Origin of the sequence: Ectothiorhodospira sp. 9100, from assembly GCF_022227565.1 — a bacterium.
GTDB lineage: Bacteria > Pseudomonadota > Gammaproteobacteria > Ectothiorhodospirales > Ectothiorhodospiraceae > Ectothiorhodospira > Ectothiorhodospira marina.
Genome location: NZ_JAJNAN010000053.1, coordinates 1 through 19,901 on the forward strand (window position 1 = coordinate 1; position 19,901 = coordinate 19,901).

Annotated in this window: 17 protein-coding genes and 2 pseudogenes; 16 read left to right on the plus strand and 3 right to left on the minus strand. The window is 63.0% G+C overall.

All coding sequences use genetic code 11. The features are described from left to right. Positions 1–134: 134 nt before the first annotated feature. Together LPW29_RS12995 and LPW29_RS13000 are read right to left on the minus strand one after the other, a co-directional pair. Complete coding sequence (locus LPW29_RS12995; protein ID WP_238628369.1) at positions 135–1,010, minus strand: lysophospholipid acyltransferase family protein; 876 nt, start codon at positions 1,008–1,010, stop codon at positions 135–137. After that, complete coding sequence (locus LPW29_RS13000; protein WP_238628383.1) at positions 998–1,810, minus strand: ATP-binding protein; 813 nt, start codon at positions 1,808–1,810, stop codon at positions 998–1,000. The genes LPW29_RS12995 and LPW29_RS13000 overlap by 13 nt, the downstream gene beginning before the upstream one ends. Before the next feature lie 514 nt (positions 1,811–2,324). Here LPW29_RS13000 and pip point away from each other — a divergent pair. The 6 genes from pip to LPW29_RS13030 all read left to right on the plus strand — a co-directional run bounded on the left by pip (position 2,325) and on the right by LPW29_RS13030 (position 11,932). Further along, positions 2,325–3,281: a prolyl aminopeptidase gene (gene pip / locus LPW29_RS13005; protein ID WP_238628370.1), complete on the plus strand. Its 957-nt coding sequence runs from the start codon at positions 2,325–2,327 to the stop codon at positions 3,279–3,281. Next, entirely contained in the window at positions 3,278–3,724 is a 447-nt protein-coding gene (gene dtd, locus LPW29_RS13010) for a D-aminoacyl-tRNA deacylase (protein ID WP_238628371.1), read from the plus strand. Before pip ends, dtd begins: the two co-directional genes overlap by 4 nt. A 454-nt stretch (positions 3,725–4,178) precedes the next feature. Next, positions 4,179–5,036: a DmsE family decaheme c-type cytochrome gene (locus tag LPW29_RS13015; protein WP_238628372.1), complete on the plus strand. Its 858-nt coding sequence runs from the start codon at positions 4,179–4,181 to the stop codon at positions 5,034–5,036. 58 nt (positions 5,037–5,094) lie between these two features. Beyond that, on the plus strand, positions 5,095–7,200 hold the full coding sequence (locus LPW29_RS13020) for an MtrB/PioB family decaheme-associated outer membrane protein (RefSeq protein WP_238628373.1): 2,106 nt from the start codon (positions 5,095–5,097) through the stop codon (positions 7,198–7,200). Between the two features lie 98 nt (positions 7,201–7,298). Further along, the gene (locus LPW29_RS13025) at positions 7,299–10,334 is read left to right on the plus strand and encodes an OmcA/MtrC family decaheme c-type cytochrome (RefSeq protein ID WP_238628374.1); all 3,036 of its coding nucleotides are present in this window, start codon (positions 7,299–7,301) and stop codon (positions 10,332–10,334) included. Positions 10,335–10,564: 230 nt separating this feature from the next. Next, on the plus strand, positions 10,565–11,932 hold the full coding sequence (locus LPW29_RS13030; RefSeq protein WP_238628375.1) for a sigma-54 interaction domain-containing protein: 1,368 nt from the start codon (positions 10,565–10,567) through the stop codon (positions 11,930–11,932). Between the two features lie 74 nt (positions 11,933–12,006). Here the strand turns inward: LPW29_RS13030 and fnr are convergent, their stop codons facing one another. Beyond that, on the minus strand, positions 12,007–12,795 hold the full coding sequence (fnr, locus tag LPW29_RS13035; RefSeq protein ID WP_090252265.1) for a fumarate/nitrate reduction transcriptional regulator Fnr: 789 nt from the start codon (positions 12,793–12,795) through the stop codon (positions 12,007–12,009). A 180-nt stretch (positions 12,796–12,975) separates the two neighbouring features. On the opposite strand from fnr, the gene hisB reads away from it, so the two are divergent. The 10 genes and pseudogenes from hisB to gpmI all read left to right on the plus strand — a co-directional run bounded on the left by hisB (position 12,976) and on the right by gpmI (position 19,852). Next, complete coding sequence (gene hisB, locus LPW29_RS13040; RefSeq protein ID WP_090252542.1) at positions 12,976–13,569, plus strand: imidazoleglycerol-phosphate dehydratase HisB; 594 nt, start codon at positions 12,976–12,978, stop codon at positions 13,567–13,569. Positions 13,570–13,603: 34 nt separating this feature from the next. Beyond that, positions 13,604–14,251 carry an imidazole glycerol phosphate synthase subunit HisH gene (gene hisH, locus LPW29_RS13045; RefSeq protein WP_238628376.1) on the plus strand — a complete coding sequence of 216 codons (648 nt, stop codon included), beginning with the start codon at positions 13,604–13,606 and terminating at the stop codon, positions 14,249–14,251. A gap of 24 nt (positions 14,252–14,275) precedes the next feature. Beyond that, on the plus strand, positions 14,276–15,016 hold the full coding sequence (hisA, locus tag LPW29_RS13050) for a 1-(5-phosphoribosyl)-5-[(5-phosphoribosylamino)methylideneamino]imidazole-4-carboxamide isomerase (RefSeq protein WP_238628377.1): 741 nt from the start codon (positions 14,276–14,278) through the stop codon (positions 15,014–15,016). 15 nt (positions 15,017–15,031) lie between these two features. Next, positions 15,032–15,802, plus strand: a complete 771-nt coding sequence (hisF, locus tag LPW29_RS13055; RefSeq protein ID WP_090252274.1) for an imidazole glycerol phosphate synthase subunit HisF — start codon at positions 15,032–15,034, stop codon at positions 15,800–15,802. Between the two features lie 44 nt (positions 15,803–15,846). Continuing rightward, positions 15,847–16,251: a phosphoribosyl-AMP cyclohydrolase gene (gene hisI / locus LPW29_RS13060; protein ID WP_238628378.1), complete on the plus strand. Its 405-nt coding sequence runs from the start codon at positions 15,847–15,849 to the stop codon at positions 16,249–16,251. Further along, positions 16,244–16,597 (plus strand): phosphoribosyl-ATP diphosphatase, encoded by a 354-nt coding sequence (locus LPW29_RS13065; RefSeq protein WP_238628379.1) that lies wholly within the window; start codon positions 16,244–16,246, stop codon positions 16,595–16,597. Before hisI ends, LPW29_RS13065 begins: the two co-directional genes overlap by 8 nt. Before the next feature lie 66 nt (positions 16,598–16,663). Continuing rightward, positions 16,664–16,942, plus strand: a complete 279-nt coding sequence (tatA, locus tag LPW29_RS13070; RefSeq protein WP_238628380.1) for a Sec-independent protein translocase subunit TatA — start codon at positions 16,664–16,666, stop codon at positions 16,940–16,942. 65 nt (positions 16,943–17,007) lie between these two features. Beyond that, a pseudogene (gene tatB / locus LPW29_RS13075) lies at positions 17,008–17,266 on the plus strand (Sec-independent protein translocase protein TatB); the annotation flags it as partial. 165 nt (positions 17,267–17,431) lie between these two features. After that, positions 17,432–18,238, plus strand: a pseudogene (tatC, locus tag LPW29_RS13080) (twin-arginine translocase subunit TatC); the annotation flags it as partial. A 66-nt stretch (positions 18,239–18,304) separates the two neighbouring features. After that, positions 18,305–19,852: a 2,3-bisphosphoglycerate-independent phosphoglycerate mutase gene (gene gpmI, locus LPW29_RS13085; RefSeq protein WP_238628382.1), complete on the plus strand. Its 1,548-nt coding sequence runs from the start codon at positions 18,305–18,307 to the stop codon at positions 19,850–19,852. Positions 19,853–19,901 lie beyond the last annotated feature (49 nt).

Sequence of the window (19,901 nt, forward strand, 5' to 3'; positions counted from 1 at the left end):
GAGGCAAGACCCTTCACCGGGGGATGTGCTGGAGGGCATGCTGTCCCGGGCCGATCTCACCATGTATACCAGCAAGGATGCCGGTCGAGATTGCCTGCGGGTGTCCACGCTGGAACTGCTGGACAATCATTGACTCAATATCGCCCGGGCATCCCTGCGGGCCTGATCTTGAAGCGCTTGTAACCCCACATATATTGCTCGGGGCATCGCCGTATCAGCACCTCAAGCGCCTGATTCACCGCCGTGGCCGCCACTTGTGGGTCAGGGTCGTACAGGGCCTCCGTTGCCGGGATGCATTGATACCGATACCCCTGCCCCCGTGGGAGACGCTCGGCGAAGGCGAACACCACGGGTGTCTGACGATGGGCAGCCAGTTTGGGTAGCAGGGTCATGGTCATGGCCGGTTGCCCAAAGAAGGGGGCAAACACCCCCTGAGCCCCCTTGGGGGTTTGGTCTGGCAGCATGCCAACAATTTCACCCCGGGACAGCGCCTCCTTGATCAGGCGGATGCCACGGCGGTCAGTGGGCACCAGTTGCGCCCCGGTGGCCTGGCGGGCCTCCCGCAGGGGAGCCTCCAGGGCGAGCAGGCGGGGTGGGCGGTAGAGGTTGGTCATGGGGCCAAAGCTTGCGGCCTGCAATCCGGAATATTCCCAGCTACCCAGGTGTGGCGACACGAAAAAGGCGCCACGACCCCATGCCAGCGCTTGGGCGAGATGCGCTTCTCCCTCGCCGGCTTGGCGCAATGCATTGATCTTTTGGGGGCCCGCCCGCCAAAGCCAGGGGGCCTCGGTGAGGGTCTTGCCCGTTTCGATCAGGCTGGCCCGCGCCACACGCCGATGCCAGTGAGCGTCCTTCTCAGGAAAACACAGCGCCAGATTGATCAGCGACACCCGTCGCAGTTCGGTGGGCAGTCTCCAGGCAAGCCAGCCCAGGCCTGCCCCCAGGGCATGATTGACCCTCAGCGGCAGGCGAGCCAGCAGGGCAAAGGCCAGCCGGATCAGGGCTTCCATGACATGAGGGTCTCCGTGGTGCCGGTGAGGGCCGGTGAGGCATCGGCTTCATCCTCCCGGGGGATATCCTCCAGGCCCGCAGACATCAGCGGCATCAATGTGCGGACCAGGCTCTTGAAGAGGTGCGGATTATCGGCCTCCTCTTCAGCCAGTAGCGCCTTCATGCGCGGGCGCTGGGTGGGCGTGCCGTAGCGGGTGGGGCAGTTTTCCTCCTGGATGGGCAGCGCGGCGGCGCGGGCAAAATCCTGAATCTGACGTTCCCGGGCATAAACCAACGGCCGGATCACCCGCAGATCGCCGGCTTCGACCCGATAATGGGCCTTCATGGTCTTCAGTCGGCCGCCGTTGAAGGCGCTCATGAGGAAGCTTTCGGCCAGGTCATCCAGGTGCTGGCCCAGGGCGATGGTGGTGTAACCCTGTTCCCGGGCGGTACGGTAGATCAATCCCCGGCGCATGCGTGAGCAGAAGGCGCAGTACGAGTGGTTGTCCAGATGCTTCTCGGCCCGCTCCAGGATGGGCTCACTCACATAGTGATACGGGACCTTCAGGTGATCCAGGTAGGGTATCAGTGCGCGCTTGTCGGTCAGCCCGGTCTGAGGATCAATGGTGACCGCGCCCAGCTCAAAGCGTACCGGTGCCCGGGCCTGGAAATACAACAACAGATGTAGAAGGGTGAGCGAATCCTTGCCTCCCGATAGGCCCAGGAGCAGTCGATCCCCTTCCCGTATCATGCGAAAATCGCCGATGGCACGACCGGTGCAACGGATCAGGGAACGAGAGGGGCGTATGGGCTGGTTCATGGCCGCCCGACGATAACCATTGGAAGGGTGGCGGGCAAGCCCGGGGAGCATGTCCACATCGTCCGGGCAAAAAAAACCCTCGTCATCCCTGACGAGGGTGATGCCGTCCTGGCCTAAGGTGATTGAATCGGCTTCCGTTGCCTCCCGAGTGGATTCGTTCCACGCCTGGCTGGTCTCAATCCTTGATCCCGGCACTCCAGGGTCCGTTGCCCGGCGCGTCTTGCACCATGGGGAATATGATCCCACACAGCGCGTCGGGTCGGCATCGCCCGAAAAGCCCCTTTTTCGTGGTTTTGCAGGTTTTTTCTGTAGGGATTTTCCTACACGGCAGCGTCGGCCTGAAAAGCCCCCCGTTTTGCCTCCCTCATCCAACCCGATGCCTGCTCTCCGGGCGCGGCCCGAGCGCCGCCTGGCCTGGGCATGATCGTCTCCATTCCTTGAACTCTCCGACACATGCATCGCGTCGTTACTCTTAAAATACAGATCGAGATTCCCACCCCACCGGTGAGTACCCATGCCCAGTGATCTTCTTTACCCCAGCATCCACCCCCATGGCTCCCAGCACCTGAGCGTGGATAACACGCATCGCCTGTATCTGGAGGAGTGTGGCAACCCTTCCGGGCTACCGGTGATCTTCCTCCATGGCGGACCGGGGGCCGGCTGTGATGTGTGGCACCGGCGCTTCTTCGATCCCGCGCGGTATCGGATCGTGCTGTTCGACCAGCGGGGTTGCGGCCGCTCCACCCCTCACGCAAGCCTGGACAGCAACACCACCCGGGATCTGGTCGATGACATGGAGCGCATCCGTGAACACCTGGGAATCGATCGCTGGGTACTCTTCGGTGGCTCCTGGGGCTCCACCCTCGCCCTGGCCTATGCCCAGCAGCATCCGCATCGGGTGCTGGGCATGATCCTCAGGGGGATCTTTCTGTGCCGGCCCCGGGATATTCAATGGTTTTACCAGGACGGAGCCGGACGCCTGTTCCCGGACTACTGGGAAGATTATGTAGCCCCCATCCCCGAGGCGGAGCGCGATGATATGGTGGCGGCCTATTACCGTCGGCTGACCAGTGATGATGAGGTGACGCGCATGGCGGTTGCCAAGACCTGGTCTCAGTGGGAAGGGCGTGCCGCCACCTTGACCACCAATCCGGGGGTGGTGGCGCATTTTCAGGACCCATACGTGGCCCTGAGTCTGGCCCGGGTGGAATGCCATTATTTCAAGCACCGGTGCTTTCTGGAGCCGGAGCAGTTGCTCCGTGATGCCGATCGCCTTGGCGACATCCCGGGCTCCATCGTGCATGGCCGCTACGATGTGGTCTGTCCCGTGGATCAAGCCTGGGCCCTGCACAAGGCCTGGCCCGTGGCGGATCTGCACATTATCCCCGATGCCGGTCACTCTGCCAGCGAACCGGGCATTGTCCGTGAACTGATGGCTGCCACCGATGCCCTGGCGGAGCGCCTGGCATGATCGGCCTGCTGCAACGGGTCACGCGCGCCAGCGTGGCGGTGGAGGGATACACGGTGGGAGCCATCGACGCCGGCCTGCTGGTGCTGGTGGGTGTGGAGCGGGGCGACACCCCCGCTCAGGCGAGACGTTTGCTGGAGCGCCTGCTCGGTTACCGGGTGTTCGAGGACGCCGAGGGGCGTATGAATCGCTCGCTGCGGGACATCCAGGGCGGCCTGCTGCTTGTACCGCAATTCACCCTGGCCGCGGACACCCGCAAGGGCATGCGGCCCAGCTTCACACCCGCTGCCCCACCCGAGGAAGGCGAGCGGTTATTCAACGAGCTGGTCAGCCAGGCCCGCAGCGCCTGGCCTCACGTCGCCACAGGCCAGTTCGGCGCCCACATGGCCGTCTCGCTCACCAATGATGGACCCGTCACCTTCCAGTTGCACGTTCCACCCGCCTGACCCGGAAAAGGGGACAGACCCCTTTTCCCGACCCCTTTTTCCCAGGCCCCTTTTCCCTGAAGAGGTGATCCCCGGTTCCCCACGGGTCGTTCGCGAACGACCCCTACGCGATTGGATTTACTCCCCCTGTATCCAATACCCCGACATCCCCGTACGGGTCGTTCGTGAACGACCCTTGCGCTCCCCCATGCCCCTACTTTCCTTGGTGGAATTTTGACCGCCTTCATTTGCGCCTGATCAATTTGTGCTCGCGCCCCACCTCAAAGGCCATACAAAAACCATCGCTTAATCAATCCATTATCTTTTTCATGGTTTTGGCATAAGTCCTGCGAATACCTCTGTGAAGACGGGTCCGTCCGCTGATCCGCCCCCGAGCACAACACCACGGTCGGGGGCACCTACAACAAAGGACCCGTCAGCACAGGGGGACGTAATGAGGCACTGGCTGATTCTGATGGTTGCCGCTATCGGGTTGGTGACCGCGAACGCGACCATCGCCTGGGAGATGGACGCTGATCCCGAGCGTCCCATTCGCGGGGTGGACAAGATCCCCGAAGTGGTGGTGGACCGCACGGCGCAGATCGAGGAACACGTGCAGCGGATCTTCAATTCACCGCATGCCTTCACGGCCGATGACCGTACGCCCTTTTCCCAGGGCATGTGCGTGGCCTGCCATGGCCCGGGCATGGAAACCCTGTTCAATATCGAAGAGGAAACCCCCGAACGCCTCAATCAGCCCTGCCTCGGTTGTCACGAGGAAGGCGCGCGTCGCCACTGGAAGGGCAGCACCCATGAGTTCTCCGGCCTGGCCTGCGTCAACTGCCATGCCATGCACAACGAGCGGCCCAAACTGCTCAAGGCCGACACCCAGATGGAGGTCTGCGGGAGCTGCCACCTGGATCGTCGCTCGGACTTTGGTAAGCCCTCCCATCACCCGGTGCCGGAAGGGATCATGCAGTGCACCGACTGCCATAACCCCCATGGCACTCCCGGCCCCAGAAAACTGGTGGGGCACACGATCAACGAGACCTGCTTCAACTGCCACGCCGAGAAACGTGGGCCCTTCCTCTGGGAGCACAACCCGGCCCGTGAGTCGTGCGTGACCTGCCATGACCCCCACGGCTCCATCCATCGCCCCCTGCTCAATGCCCGCGCCCCTGGCCTATGCCAGCAATGCCACCTGGGAAGCCATTCCGATGTGGGCCTGAGTGGTGCCGAGATGGACTTCCGGGTGCAGGGGCGCAGCTGCCTCAATTGCCACAGCCAGATCCACGGCACTAACCATCCCCGCGGCTACAGGCTCAAGGAGTGACCGCTCCAGGGTCGGAGCAAGGGCGAGCGCAGACGAGGGTATGAGAGGAGAACACGCCATGAACACACCACGAAAGACAGTGCTGGTCGCCGCCCTGTGCGCCCTTGGTCTGGCCCACACCCCGGCCTGGGCCGACGAAGAGGACGACGCGGTGCGCGAAGCCGCCCAGGAGGCCGCCACCGCCATCACCGAGCGACCCGGCCCGGGACATGCGGTGAAGCGTGAAGTACGCATCGGTCTGGGCTACCTGGACAATGATTCCTTCCGTCTGGGGCGCTTTACCGGCGTGAACGAGGAGGGATGGTTTTCGGATCTGAGCTTCCTGCTTCAGGGTCAGGACGCCTACAACAGTGAAAGCGCCCGCTACTGGCTGCTGGAGGGCCGCAACCTGGGTCTGGACTCACGCCGCCTGCGGCTGGATGCCGGTGACCGGGGTCGCTACAGCAGCTTTTTCTATTACCGGGAGATCCCCAGCACCCTCTACCGGGATGTGGGTACCCCCTATCTCGGGAGCGGTTCCGGTCGTTTGAGTCTGCCCCCCGACGGCGGACGCGCCACCGCCGATGCCTTCCTGAGTGAGCGTGATCTGGGCACCTCCCGACAGGGGGTCGGCGTGGGCGGGCGGGTCAACCTGGATTCGCGCTGGCGGGCCAGCACGGCCGTGCACCACGAGCGCAAGGACGGCACGATCGTCCGAGGCACGATCAGTCGCGAAGAGGGCAACGACCCCTTGTCCTGGGCTCTGGGGCGGTCTTCCCTGGTACCGGTGCCGGTGGACTACGAGACCACCCGCTTCGAGGCGGACGTTACCTACGATGGCGACGAGGTGCAGGGGCGTCTTGGTTATCAGTTGTCGGTGTTCTCGCAGCGCGATGGCCTCAGCCTGGATGTGCCCGATGCCACCCGCCTGGACTGGTCCGATGCCGGCGCCAACGCCCGCGCCGTGAGCCTGGAACCGGACAACCAGTTCCACCAGGTCACCGGCACCCTCGGTTACAGCTTCGGCAACTCGGGTCGCGTGGGGGCCGATCTGGCCCTGGGGCACATGACCCAGGATGAGCGGTTCGTGGAAGACGTGGCCGGTTTGCCCGCCTCGCTTGATGGTCGCATCAACACCACCCTGGTCAACCTGCGCGCCAGCGGCCGGCCCCATCCCCGGCTCAATCTGCGGGCCGGCTATCGCTATGACGACCGGGACAATCGCACCGACGTCTACGAATACGAGATCGACAACCTGATTCGGTCCACCCGCCCGGTCAGCTACACCCAGGATCGCTACCATCTGGATGCCAGCTACCGGGTGCACGACCGCACCCATCTGAACCTGGGAGTGGTCCGGGACGAGCGCGAACGCACCTTCTCCGATCGCAAGCAGACTGACGAGACCGCCTACCGGATCGGTATTCGCAGCCGTGCCCTGCCCCGCACCACGCTCAACCTGGAACTGGGCCATGCCGAACAGCGCGGTTCCCAGTACGAGCGGCAAACGGCCCCCGAGGAACTGCGCCAGTATTACCTGGCCGATCGGGACCGACGTAGCGCCAATCTCTATGCCAGCTTCCACATCACCGACCGTATTCAGGTCACGCCCCGGGTGCAGTGGATCGATGACGACTACACCCGCTCGGAACTGGGCCTGCAACAGGCCGAACGTCAGGTCTGGGCCTTGGACCTGTCCTGGGTGCCCACCGATCGGATCACGGCTTATGGCTTTTATGCCTACGAGAACACCGAGGCCCGCCAGGCGGGTCGAGAGGCCTTGGCGTTTGCCGCTCCGCGGAACTGGCGCTCGGACCGTGACGATGAGTCCGTCACCCTGGGCGTGGGGGGTGAGTACGACCTCAGGCCCGACCGGTTCACCGTGGGCGCCGAGGTGCTGCATATCGAAACCTCTGGCCGGATGCGCACCCTGGTGGAGGGCGGCGGGGGCGGTGTCTATCCCAGCCTGGAGTCCCGGCTGACCCAGGTCAGCCTCTACGGGGATTACAAGGTGAGCGAAAACCTGGACTTCCGCCTCCGCTACATGGTGGAGCGCTACCAGGAGAAGGACTGGGGCATCGACGGCGTGGGGGTCACCGGCGTCGGCAACCTGGTCCTCCTGGACCAGGACAGCCCCGATTACACCACACACCTGATTGCCGGCGCCCTGCGCTACCGGTTCTGACAACCACAGGGCCAGACATCATGCCAAACCAACAACAACACCCAGGGAATGGACCGCAACCCAGGCTGCAAGACCATCACGACCCGGAGGGGGAGAGCATGTCATCCATGACCGATGATGTCATCCGATCACGACCGGTGACCTGGCGTGTGCCGCGCGCCCTCGTCACCCTGCTATGCGCCACCTTGGCCGTGGGCCTGGCGGGCTGTCTGCCAAGCGACAGCGGCTTCGACGGCTCGGTGGATTCCCCCAGCACCACCACGCCCGTGGCCACCGCGCCAGCGGCGGGTCTTGGTCTGAGCATCACCAGTGCCCAAATCGATGATGGGCACCCGGTGGTGGAGTTCACGCTGCTGGATAAAACCGGCGCCCCCATCACCCACCTCTCCAGTGCCAGTTTCACCTTCGCCAAGCTGGCCCCGCGCAGCCGGTATGGCAATGGCTATGACTGGGTCAACTACATCACCCGGGAAAGGCAGGTGAATCCCACGGGTTGGACCCATGTCGTGTCCGAGGATAACCCCGATGGGGCGCCCATGTTCGGCAATGCCATCCAGGGGAATGTGGAGAACAGCGGTGAACTGGAGAACCTGGGCAACGGAGATTATCGCTATACCTACAGCCTCAACGTGAATGAGGCGTCACGCACTATCAGTGGTGACAATTTGCAAGATCTGTGGCGATGCGTTGAAGAGGGCTCACACGATGAGCATGTATTCTCCGCGGACCTGGGGCGGGATGTACGTTGCACCTGGGCCGACGGCACCACCCTCCCGAGGGGGGTGCGTATCGAAGGCTCTGGCGAAACGCTGACTTATACGGTGGATTACAATCCCGACTGGACCCACCGTGTCGGCATGCAGCTGGGCGGCGGCCTGCCTGCCACCAATGCCTGGTTCGATTTCATCCCGGAGACCGGTGAGCCCCCCACGCACGGGGTGGACGCCACCCGCGACATCATCTCCCTGGAGAGTTGCAATAGCTGCCACGACAGCACCCTGGCCAAGCACGGTGGCAACCGGGTGGAGCCCAACTACTGTGTCACCTGCCACAATCCCGGCAGCGTGGACCCGGTCAGTGGTCGCAGCATCGACTTCAAGCAGATGATTCACAAGCTCCACCGGGGCCAGACCCTGCCCAGTGTGCGTGCCGGTGTCCCTTATTTCATTCGCAACAACAATTTCAGCAACCTGCGGTTCCCTCAGGCAGTGCATGAGGATGGCGGGGTAGATCCCGTGGGCAACTACAGCAATCAGGGGCTCGACCCGGACGGTAACCCGCTGCCCCGCACGGCCTCTTATGGGATCGACAACTGCGTGAAATGCCACATGGGGCAGGATACCCGTGATGAGTTGGTCCTGTTGGCCGGTGGCGAGGATCGCCTCGCCCGTCAGCAACTGGCCGTGGTGACCCCGGATGGGGACAATTGGCACGAGGGCGGTGCCCGCACTGTGGAGGTGTGTGCCTCCTGCCATGACAACGTGTTCTGGTATGAGGACAGCGCAGGTGGTTTTGGCTTTACCGGTACCCCAGAGTCTGGCTGGAACCGTAGCCAGGACGACGAGACCCTTCCGGCCATGCTGGCGGCCCGCTTTGGCGCCAGTGACGCGGGCCCCAGAGGCGATTGGCGCACGGGCCATCGCACTGGGTTCGACGACGACACGGACCTGTGGGGCCGCTCGGGGGATGGCACTGTCGCCAGCGCCACCGGCGCGAGCCTCTTTAGCACCGGCAACGAATGCGGCGGCTGCCATAACCAGGACATTGTTGGCGATGTCGACAATATCGGGCTGCGAGGCATTGGACAGGACGGCATGAACCGCGTCCGCATGAACCGTGCCCACCTCAGCTTCACCCGCGCCGCGATCCGTCAGGATCAGCTCGCCATTCAGTTCGGCTCCGAAGGGGCCACCCTGGATCATGAGGCGGGCACCCTCAGCTTCCGCCTGCGGGTGCGTGACGAGGGCCGGAACACGACCCTGCGTCATGATGACAACGCCCGTTTCCAACTGGGCTTCGTCATCGGCTGGCGGGAACAGAATGCTTCCGGGCTCATTTCTGCGGATTACACTCATTCCACCAACCCCAGCTGGCCTGGTCGGACCACAGATGTCAGTTGCTCCGCAACTTGCTGGACCAATGGTGGCAATGGCTCGGGATTGACGATTCTGGAGGCGGACAATGGGTACTACGAGTTGACCTATGAACTGCCGGACGAGGCCCTGGACAACCTGCCCGAGCATGGTGTGGGCACCGTCGCGGCCCAGCAACAGGTGGTGCCCCTGGAGGCCCGGGGGGATGTGGACAGCATCTGGGATGACGGTCGCACCCCGCTGGTCAATGCCCTGCATCGCACCACCGAGTTCTCCATCGGCAATGCCGTGGCCGAGCCCCGACGCCAGGTGGTGGACGTGGAGGAGACCTGCCGATCCTGCCACCTCCGTTTTGCCAAGCATGGTCCCAACCGGCGCAACAATCCTGAGCTATGCGTGCTCTGCCACAACCCCAACAATACGGATATCTCGGCGGGTACCCAGCCATTCGTCGCCTTCGGCCGCCTGGGCAATCTCGGGATCTACGACCGCAAGCTTGAGGAATCCAAGGACTTCAAGCGCATGATCCATCATGTTCACCGTGCCCAGATGGGCGGTGACGGGATTCAGCTCCGGGATGTCGTGTTCGGTGGTCCCCTGGACCGTGATACCCCGGCGGGGCCCTGGGATCCTCAGGGTCCGTGGGAAGGCGAGGCCCACTTCCCGGGCAGTGTGGGCAACTGCAGCACCTGCCATGTGGACGACAGCTATCAGTTGCCCCTGCAGGCCGGCGTGATCGGCTCCAGCATCCGCACCTTCGACTGGGATAATGCGAATTTCACCAACGCCGGAACCGGTCAGTTCGGTGCCGATAACACCCTGACCAACATCCACCAGCATGAGAAGTTCAGCCCCATCGCCTCGGTGTGCACCTCCTGCCACACCGACGAGGCCTGGCTGGAATCCCATATCCTGGCCCGCGGCGGCTCGGTGACGGCCACCCTGGATAACCCCGACCCGATGCAGGAAGGCTGCGTCAGCTGCCATGGCCCGGGTGGTGAAGCCGACATCAGCCAGGTGCATGACGTGCGCCCCCGATAATACGGGCGATCCTCCAGCCCCTTTGCGGGGTCTCCTGGGCCCCCTCTCCCGACTGGGAAAGGGGGCTTCTTTTCATCCCGGGCTTGCCCCCAAGGCCTCGCTGGTTATACGAGTATTATCTTTGATAATAATCAATATGCCTTATCGCCGCGGTCGATATGCTTATGCGGCAAAGGCGCACCAAGAGCCATGCGACATTCAATAGACATGGCAGGGCCAGGAGGAGAGCGATGGATACCATGACCGGCAACGTCATGCTGATCGGTTGGCATGGCTATGAGTGCAAGAAGCTGGAGCGGCGTTTGCGTGACCAGGGCCTCGCGTTTGAGTATGTCTCACTGGAGGATATGGCCGGCATGGAAAAGGCTGCCGTGGCCCTGGTCCGCGAGAGCGGGGTCGACGCCCCCAGGCTGCCCCGGCTTGAAGCTTTCCTGGAATCCAGCGGCCACCTGCCCACCCTCCTGGTGGGGGAGGGCCTGATGCCCGAACAGGTGATCCTTGCCACCCGCCTGGGTGCGCTGGATGTGCTGACCGATCCCCTGTGTCCCGAGCAACTCATGAAGGCCATTGATGAGGCCCGTGCAGGCTGCATTGATGGGGACGAGACCGACGTATTACGCGAGGACTGCCCGGCGATCCTGGGCACCTCCGCTCAGATCCTCAGTGTTTACAAGCAACTGGGCGTGGCCGCCTCCAATGACCTAAACGTGCTGCTTACCGGCGAGACCGGGGTGGGCAAGGAGGTCTCGGCCTATTGCATCCATCGTCACTCATCCAGGGCCAGGCAGCCCTATGTGGCCATCAATTGCACGGCCATCCCCGAGGGATTGCTGGAGGCGGAACTGTTCGGGTACACCCGAGGCGCCTATACCAACGCGGTCACTGATAGTGTGGGCAGGATCGAGTCGGCTCATGGGGGCACGCTGCTCCTGGACGAAATCGGGGATATGTCCCTGGCCTTTCAAGCCAAGCTGTTGCGTTTTCTGGAGGACCGGCAGTTCCATCGTCTGGGCGACTCCGAACCCCGCGCTGCTGATGTGCGCGTTATTGCTGCCACCAATCGGAACCTGGAGCAGGATGTGGAGGCGGGTCGGTTCCGACAGGATCTTTATTATCGACTGTCGCAACTACCCATTCACATTCCGCCCTTGCGTGAGCGGCCTGCTGATGTGCGCCCCCTGCTGCGAGCCTTTGTCTCGGATGTCAATCTGAACCTGGGGCTGCGCATTACCGATATCTCCGAGCCGGCCCAGGCGGCGGCGGTAGCCTATCACTGGCCTGGGAATGTAAGGGAACTGAAGAATGCGGTCTATCAGGCTGCGGTGCGCACTCGGGTGGGCAGCATCAACGGTTTTTCCTTTCCCGATGGCGCGAACAGGGGTGACACTCACGCTGAAACGGCGCTGACGGCCCTGATCCAGCGTGCCATCGCAGGTGGCCGGGTGAAAGAACTGCTGGATGAGGTTGAGGGGCTCACGTTGCAATCCCTGCTGGAGGCATTCGCCGGTAATCGCAGTCGCGTGGCCGAGGAACTGGGCATGTCACGCAACACCCTGCGCGCCCGCCTGCGTCTGCACGGGCTCCAGATGGAACAGTAGTCACCCTCGAAGAAAAGGGAAGAAAAGGGGTCTGTCCCCTTTTCTGTGGCTCTTTTCTGGCTCAGGAGAAACCCTCAATTCCCCTCGGGCTGATCTCCTTCGCACTGACCCTTGCAGCACCGGGGTTCCTCCACCGGCTGGGCGCCGGCCACCACCTGCAGGCCATCCAGGTTGTAAATCGTGATCAGCTTGCGGTGCACCTCGATCAGTCCGGCATTCTGGAACCGGGTGAACAGCCGGCTGACGGTCTCCACCGCCAGGCCCAGATAGTTGGCGATGTCGTTGCGGGACATGGTGAGGTTGAATTCGGTACGAGAGAAGCCACGCATGCCCAGACGGGTGGACAGGCTCAGCAGGAACGCCGCCAGGCGGGCGTCGGAGGCCTTCTTGCCCAGCAGCATCATGAATTGCTCGTCCGTCTGGATCTCGCGGCTCATGATGCGGAACAACTGGTGCTGCAATCCCGGGATGCGCACGGAGAGTTCCTCCAGGCGATCGAAGGGGATCTCGCAGATGCTGGTGGTTTCCAGGGCGCGGGCGGCGCAGGGATGCACGCCGTCACTGATGGCATCCAGCCCCAGCAACTCGCCGGGCAGATGAAAGCCGGTGATCTGCTCTTGACCGTCGTCGGTGAGGGTGTAGGTCTTCACCGTGCCGGAGCGCACCGCATAGATGGAGTGCAGTCGGTCACCCGGTCGGTAGAGGTGGTCCTTGCGTTGCAGGGGACGGCGGCGGTTGATGATTCGCTCCAGCATCTGGAGTTCTTCATCTCCCACCCCAAGCGGCAGGCACAGGTCGTGCAGACTGCAACTCTTGCAGGCCTGCTTGAGACTGCCAAGGTCTAGAATCTTCGGGGCCGACATGTCGGTTCAACCACTCCCGCGGTGCAATGACCGCCTGAACACAGCCGAAGTCAATGTTGCACTTTTTTGGCACCTTACCGAAGGCGGGGGGCCATGACAAGCAAGATGCGAATTTGTTCCCCACTGTGTTGCCACTGGCTGTGTTAGGATGCCGATTTGCCATTCGGTCTGTTCAAAGCCATGAACCCCCGCACAGCTCAGATCAAGCGAGATACCCTGGAAACCCGCATCGACGTGCGCCTGAACCTGGACGGTCAGGGCCGTGGCGAGTTCGCCACCGGCGTGCCTTTCCTGGATCATATGCTGGACCAGGTGGCTCGCCACGGTTGCCTGGATCTGAGCATCCAGGCGGAAGGGGATCTGCACATCGACGCCCACCATACGGTGGAGGATGTGGGCATCACCCTGGGCCAGGCCTTCGCCGAGGCGTTGGGGGACAAGCAGGGCATCCGCCGCTATGGTCATGCCTATGTGCCGCTGGACGAGGCCCTGTCGCGGGTGGTGGTGGATTTTTCCGGCCGCCCGGGTCTGGCGTACCATGTAGAGTATCCGCGGGCCCGTATCGGAGATTTCGACGTGGATCTGTTCGAGGAGTTTTTCCATGGTTTTGTGAACCACGCCCGTGTCACCCTGCATCTGGACAGCCTGCGGGGGCATAATGCCCACCATGTGGCCGAGACCCTGTTCAAGGCCTTTGGCCGGGCCATCCGCATGGCCGCCGAGCCGGATCCCCGCATGCAGGGCGTGACGCCTTCCACCAAGGGCAGCCTGTAACCCTTCCCAAGAGCTTGCTGAAGATCCTGATCTCATGAAATTCGTCGCGGTGGTCGATTACGGCATGGGCAATCTGCGTTCCGTGGTCAAGGCCCTGGAACACGTGGCGCCGGCCGATACACGGGTCCGCCTGATGGAAGGCGCCGAGGACATCCTCGAGGCGGATCGAGTGGTCTTTCCCGGCCAGGGGGCGGCGCGGGACTGCATGGCCGCCCTGCGGGATCGGGCCCTTATCCCGGTGCTTACCGAGGTTGCCACCACGCGCCCCTTTCTCGGCATCTGCATGGGCTTGCAGGTGCTCATGGATCGCAGCGATGAGAACGGGGGAACCGATTGCCTGGGGCTGATCGCCGGTGGCGTGCGCCGTTTCGAGGATCATCAGGTGGACGCGCAGGGCCAGCGGCTCAAGATCCCGCACATGGGCTGGAACCAGGTCCACCAGACCCGCGCCCACCCCCTATGGGACGGCATCGAACAGGACAGCCGATTCTATTTTGTGCACAGCTATCACGTGGTGCCCTCCAGCTATCAGATGGTGGCCGGTACCACGCAGTACGGGCTGCCGTTCGCATCGGCGGTGGCCCAGGACCATATCTTTGCCATCCAGTGTCACCCGGAAAAGAGCGCCGCCCCGGGGCTGACCCTGCTGAAGAACTTCATGCACTGGACCGGCGGCGTCTAAAGACCAACCCAGGGGATTTTGATCATGCTGGTGATTCCGGCCATCGACCTGAAAGAAGGCAAGTGCGTGCGCCTGCGCCAGGGGCGCATGGATGATTCCACGGTATTCTCGGAGAACCCGGTGGAAATGGCTGCCCGATGGGTGGACGAGGGCGCCCGGCGCCTGCACCTGGTGGACCTGGACGGAGCCATCTCGGGCAAACCCCGTAATGCCGAGATCATCAGCGAGATCGTCAGCCGCTTTCCGGATCTTCCGGTGCAGGTGGGTGGCGGCATCCGCGATGACGACACCGTCCAGGTCTACCTGGATGCCGGCGTGCAGTGGGTGATCATTGGCACCAAGGCAGTCAGCGCGCCCCACTTCGTGAATGATCTCTGCCTGGAATTCCCCGGCCGCATCATCGTGGGTCTGGATGCCCGCAATGGCAAGGTGGCCATCGACGGCTGGTCCAAGCTCTCCCACCACGATGTGGAGGATATGGCTCAGCACTTCGAGCAGGATGGCGTGGCGGGCATCATCTTCACCGACATCTCCCGTGACGGCATGATGCAGGGCGTGAACATCGATTCCACCGTCAGCCTCGCCCGCTCCGTGCATGTGCCCGTCTTCGCCTCCGGCGGGGTGACTTCCATTGAGGACATCCGACGCCTGTGTGAAGTGGCCGACGAGGGCATTGACGGCGTCATTGTCGGGCGTGCCCTGTACGAAGGCGGCGTCAAGCTCTCCGAGGCCCAGGCCCTGGTGGACCAGTATGCCGGTGGCTGAGGAGGGCGCGAGCCGATGCTAGCCAAGCGCATCATCCCCTGCCTGGACGTGGACAGCGGCCGGGTGGTCAAGGGTGTGAACTTCGTGGACATCCGCGATGCCGGCGACCCGGTGGAAGTGGCCCGCCGCTACGACGCCGAGGGCGCGGACGAGATCACCTTTCTGGATATCACCGCCAGTTCCGACGAGCGCGAAACCATTGTCCACGTGGTGGAGCAGGTGGCCGAAGAGGTCTTCATTCCCCTCACCGTGGGTGGCGGCATCCGCCGGGTGGACGACATCCGCCGGCTGCTCAACGCCGGTGCAGACAAGGTGTCCATCAACACGGCGGCCGTGTTCAACCCGGATTTCGTGCGTGAGGCCGCTGACAAGGTGGGTTCCCAATGCATCGTGGTGGCCATCGATGCCAAACAGGTCTCCGCGCCGGGCGAGCCCCTGCGCTGGGAGATCTTCACCCATGGCGGCCGCAAGCCCACGGGCCTGGATGCCATCGAGTGGGCCCAGCGCATGGTGGCCAACGGTGCCGGTGAGATCCTGCTGACCAGCATGGACCGCGACGGCACCCGCCAGGGCTTCGACCTGCCTCTGACGCGAGCCATCTCGGACGCGGTCAGTGTTCCAGTGATCGCCTCCGGCGGCGTGGGTGAGCTGCAGCACTTGGTGGATGGCGTCACTGAAGGCCACGCCGACGCCGTGCTGGCGGCCAGCATCTTCCATTTTGCCGAGCATACGGTGGAGGAGGCCAAGCAGTTCATGCGGGCGCAGGGCGTGGAAGTCCGGCTTTGAACATTCAGTAACCCGGGGCCTTCAGCCCCCATGGCTCACGACTCATGACACAGAATCCCCTAGACATCATCCGCTGGAACGACCAGGGCCTGATTCCGGTCATCGCCCAGGAGAAAGGCACCGGCCAGATCCTCATGATGGCCTGGATGAATCGCCAGGCGCTGGCGCAGACCCTGGAAAAGCGCGAGGCCATCTATTGGTCCCGCTCCCGGGGCCGGCTGTGGCACAAGGGCGAGAGTTCCGGTCATGTTCAGGTGGTGCATGACCTCCGCCTGGACTGCGACTACGACGCCCTGCTGCTGACGGTGGAACAGAAGGGCGGCATCGCCTGCCACACGGGCCGGCATCACTGCTTCTTCAACCAGTACCGGGACGGCCAATGGGTGGACGTGGACCCGGTGCTCAAGGATCCCGACGCCATCTACGGGGGAGGCAAGTCCCATGAGTGATGATCGCGTGCTGGAGCAACTGGCCCAGGTGCTGGAGTCGCGCAAGGGCGCCGACGCCTCCAGCTCCTACGTGGCCAGCCTGTATGCCAAGGGCCTGGACAGCATCCTCAAAAAGGTGGGTGAGGAGGCCACGGAAACCGTGGTGGCCGCCAAGAACGGTGAGCCGGATCAACTGGTTTACGAGATGGCCGACCTGTGGTTCCACAGCCTGGTCCTGCTGGCCCACCAGGGGCTGGGACCGCAACAGGTGCTGGCCGAACTGGAACGCCGCTTCGGCCTCTCGGGCCTGGAGGAAAAGGCCAGCCGCCAGGGCCGCTCCCCCGGGGTGGGCGACCTGAAGGGGTGATTTCTGGTATAACCGACACATAGGCACCTGGATTCAGGCATCCTCAAAGACATCAGGAGGCAACACATGGGTTTCGGCGGCATCAGCATCTGGCAATTGCTCATCATTCTCGTCATCGTGGTGTTGCTGTTCGGCACCAAGAAACTGCGCAATATGGGTGGCGATCTGGGTAGTGCCATCAAAAACTTCCGGCAGTCGGTGAAGGACGGCGAGACCGAAGGCGACACCACCGCCAGCCAGACCAGCGAGTCCGAGGAAGGCAAGCCCCTGGAAGACAAGGGCGGTCGTGTGTTCGACTCCAAGGCCACCGAGGAAAAGCCCAAGGAAGGCGAGCGCCAGGCCTGAAACCATCCTTGGCGGCCCCACGGGGCAACCCCTGGCCATCCTCAAATGTCGGTTGACGCGCGCGCATGTTCGATTTCGGATTCTGGGAACTGATCATCATCACCCTGGTGGCGCTTCTGGTCGTGGGGCCGGAACGCCTGCCCAAGCTGGCCCGCGAGATCGGTCGCTGGGTGGGCAAGATCAAACGCTTCGTCAGCAGCGTGCGCTCCGATATCGAACAGGAACTGCGCACCGACGAACTCAAGGCGATGCTTCAGGATCAGGAAAAGGAAATCAATCGCCTCAAGACCATGATGGAAGACACCGAGCAGGACCTGCGCCGCGAAGTGGACAAGACCCAGAGCAAGGTCAAATCCATGGAAGAAGAGATCAAGGAAGACGGCGACGGGGACTTCTCCAAGCCCGCCGATCAGATCAAGGCTCAGGCGAAGGCCGAGGGCAAGACATCCCGCGGTGGCAACGATCCCGACAAGCCGGCGAAGTCCCAAGATGAATCACAAGCCTGAATCCACCCAACCCGGCGATGAGGGTGAGGGCACCCTCCTGTCCCACCTGTTTGAACTGCGCACGCGCCTGCTGCACAGCATCCTGGCCATCCTGGTGGTGTTCCTGGCCCTGTTCCCGTTCGCCAACACCATCTATACCTACCTGGCCGGGCCGCTGATGGCCCACCTGCCGGAAGGGGCCAGCATGATCGCCATCGAGGTGGCTGCGCCCTTCCTGATCCCCTTCAAGCTGGTGTTGATGCTGGCCATCGTCATCTCGGTGCCCTTCCTGCTTTATCAGGCTTGGGCCTTCATTGCTCCCGGACTCTATAAACACGAAAAACGCCTGGCGGTGCCCCTGCTGGTCTCCAGCACCCTGCTGTTCTACCTGGGCATGGCCTTTGCCTATTTCGTGGTCTTCCCGCTGATCTTTGCCTTCTTCACTGCCTCGGCCCCGGAAGGGGTCTCGGTGATGACGGATATCTCCCGTTACCTGGATTTCGTCATCCTGCTGTTCCTGGCCTTCGGCATTGCCTTCGAGGTGCCCATCGCCACCATTCTGCTGGTGGCCACCGGACTGACGACGCCCAGCCAACTGGCGGCCAAGCGTCCCTACGTGATCGTGGGTGTGTTCATCGTCGGCATGGTGCTCACGCCACCGGACATCATTTCCCAGACCCTGCTGGCTCTGCCCATGTGGCTGCTTTTCGAGATTGGCATCATCCTCTCCCGGATCATGATCAAGAAGAAGGCCGAGGCCGATGGCACGGATCCCGACGATGAAACCGATGGCCCCCTCTCTGGGTCCGACATGGATGAGGAACTCGACCGTGCCGAGGCCGAGGAACGTCGCAATCGTCAACGACAGGACACCTGAATGTCGCAGTCATCCCCGAACACCCCCCGCCGTCCCACCCTGCTGATCATCATGGATGGCGTCGGGGTGAACCCCGGCAAACTCAACAATGCCTTCCATGACGCCAATACCCCGCGCCTGGATGACTTTCTGGCCCACCATGCCCATACGGTCATCGAAACCGCCGGTCGGGCCGTGGGCCTGCCGGATGGGCAAATGGGCAACTCCGAGGTGGGGCATCTGACCCTGGGCTGTGGCAGCATCATCCGACAGGATCTGGTGCGTATTGACGACGCCATCGAAGATGGCAGTTTTGCGGAAAACGAGGCCCTGGTCGCAGCCGCCAGGGCCGCCAAATCCGCTGGGCGACCGCTCCATCTGGTGGGACTGGTCTCTGACGGGGGCGTGCACAGCCATACCCGACATCTGCATGCCCTGATTCGCCTGTGTGCCCAGCATGGCGCCAAGCCCATGGTGCACATGATCACCGATGGACGTGATACGGCCCCCAAGGCCTCCCCTAACTACCTGCCGGAACTCGAGGCCCTGCTCAAGGAGGTGGGCGGGAGCATTGCCACCGTGAGCGGTCGCTATTACGCCATGGATCGCGACAAGCGCTGGGATCGCATTCAACTGGCCTTCGATGCCATGGTGCATGGCAAGGGCGTGAAGGCCTCCAGCGCCCGCGCTGCCCTGAGCAGCGCCCACGAGGCTGGCGAGACGGATGAGTTCATCAAGCCCCGGGTGATCCAGAAGCAGGGCCTCATCAAGGGCAGCGACCCGGTGGTGTTCTTCAACTTCCGCAATGACCGGCCGCGCCAACTGACCGCAGCCCTCAGTCAGGGCGTGTTCGAGCACTTCGAGCGTGGGGACTTCGAGCCGGTCAAGGTAACCTGTCTCACCCTGTACGACGCCCACTTCGATCTGCCCGTGGCCTTCCCGCCCGAGCGCCCGGAACTCACCCTGGCCCAGATCATCAGCCGCCAGGGGCTCAAGCAGTTCCATTGCGCCGAGACGGAGAAATACGCCCACGTCACCTTCTTCTTCAACGGCGGCGTGGAAGAGCCCGCCGAGGGCGAAGACCATGTGATGATCCCCTCGCCGCAGGTGGCCACCTACGATCTCAAGCCGGAGATGAGCGCGCCGGAAGTGGCCGATGCCACCATCAAGGCCCTGGAAAGCGGCCAATATGATTTCGTGCTGGTGAACTTCGCCAATGGCGACATGGTGGGCCACACAGCGGTGTATGAGGCCGTGGTGGCAGCTGTGGAAGCCGTGGATACCCAGGTCGGCCGGGTACTGGACGCGGCCATTGAACAGGGTTACTCGGCCATCGTGACTGCCGACCATGGCAACTGTGAGGAACTCGTCGATCCGGTGACTGGCGAGCCGCACACGCAGCACAGCATGTACCCGGTGCCCTGCATGATCATCGATCAGGAAAACTGGCGCCTGATCACCGGCGCCGGACTGAGCGCCATTGCCCCCACAGTGCTGCAACTGATGGGGCTGGAGCAACCGGGGCAGATGACGGGGCGATCTCTGCTGCTGGAATCGGTGCCCGGTTAACGCTCATGCATCACGGCGGGGGAGACACCCCCAATGATGAAAGGTACGT

Coding starts and splice junctions, on each gene's coding strand:
- hisI (WP_238628378.1), top strand. CDS start 15,847: ATGACACAGAATCCCCTAGACATCATCCGCTGGAACGACCAGGGCCTG.
- LPW29_RS13015 (WP_238628372.1), top strand. CDS start 4,179: ATGGTTGCCGCTATCGGGTTGGTGACCGCGAACGCGACCATCGCCTGG.
- LPW29_RS13020 (WP_238628373.1), top strand. CDS start 5,095: ATGAACACACCACGAAAGACAGTGCTGGTCGCCGCCCTGTGCGCCCTT.
- hisA (WP_238628377.1), top strand. CDS start 14,276: ATGCTGGTGATTCCGGCCATCGACCTGAAAGAAGGCAAGTGCGTGCGC.
- fnr (WP_090252265.1), bottom strand. CDS start 12,795: ATGTCGGCCCCGAAGATTCTAGACCTTGGCAGTCTCAAGCAGGCCTGC.
- LPW29_RS13025 (WP_238628374.1), top strand. CDS start 7,299: ATGTCATCCATGACCGATGATGTCATCCGATCACGACCGGTGACCTGG.
- LPW29_RS12995 (WP_238628369.1), bottom strand. CDS start 1,010: ATGGAAGCCCTGATCCGGCTGGCCTTTGCCCTGCTGGCTCGCCTGCCG.
- hisF (WP_090252274.1), top strand. CDS start 15,032: ATGCTAGCCAAGCGCATCATCCCCTGCCTGGACGTGGACAGCGGCCGG.
- LPW29_RS13000 (WP_238628383.1), bottom strand. CDS start 1,810: ATGAACCAGCCCATACGCCCCTCTCGTTCCCTGATCCGTTGCACCGGT.
- dtd (WP_238628371.1), top strand. CDS start 3,278: ATGATCGGCCTGCTGCAACGGGTCACGCGCGCCAGCGTGGCGGTGGAG.
- pip (WP_238628370.1), top strand. CDS start 2,325: ATGCCCAGTGATCTTCTTTACCCCAGCATCCACCCCCATGGCTCCCAG.
- LPW29_RS13065 (WP_238628379.1), top strand. CDS start 16,244: ATGAGTGATGATCGCGTGCTGGAGCAACTGGCCCAGGTGCTGGAGTCG.
- hisH (WP_238628376.1), top strand. CDS start 13,604: ATGAAATTCGTCGCGGTGGTCGATTACGGCATGGGCAATCTGCGTTCC.
- LPW29_RS13030 (WP_238628375.1), top strand. CDS start 10,565: ATGGATACCATGACCGGCAACGTCATGCTGATCGGTTGGCATGGCTAT.
- gpmI (WP_238628382.1), top strand. CDS start 18,305: ATGTCGCAGTCATCCCCGAACACCCCCCGCCGTCCCACCCTGCTGATC.
- tatA (WP_238628380.1), top strand. CDS start 16,664: ATGGGTTTCGGCGGCATCAGCATCTGGCAATTGCTCATCATTCTCGTC.
- hisB (WP_090252542.1), top strand. CDS start 12,976: ATGAACCCCCGCACAGCTCAGATCAAGCGAGATACCCTGGAAACCCGC.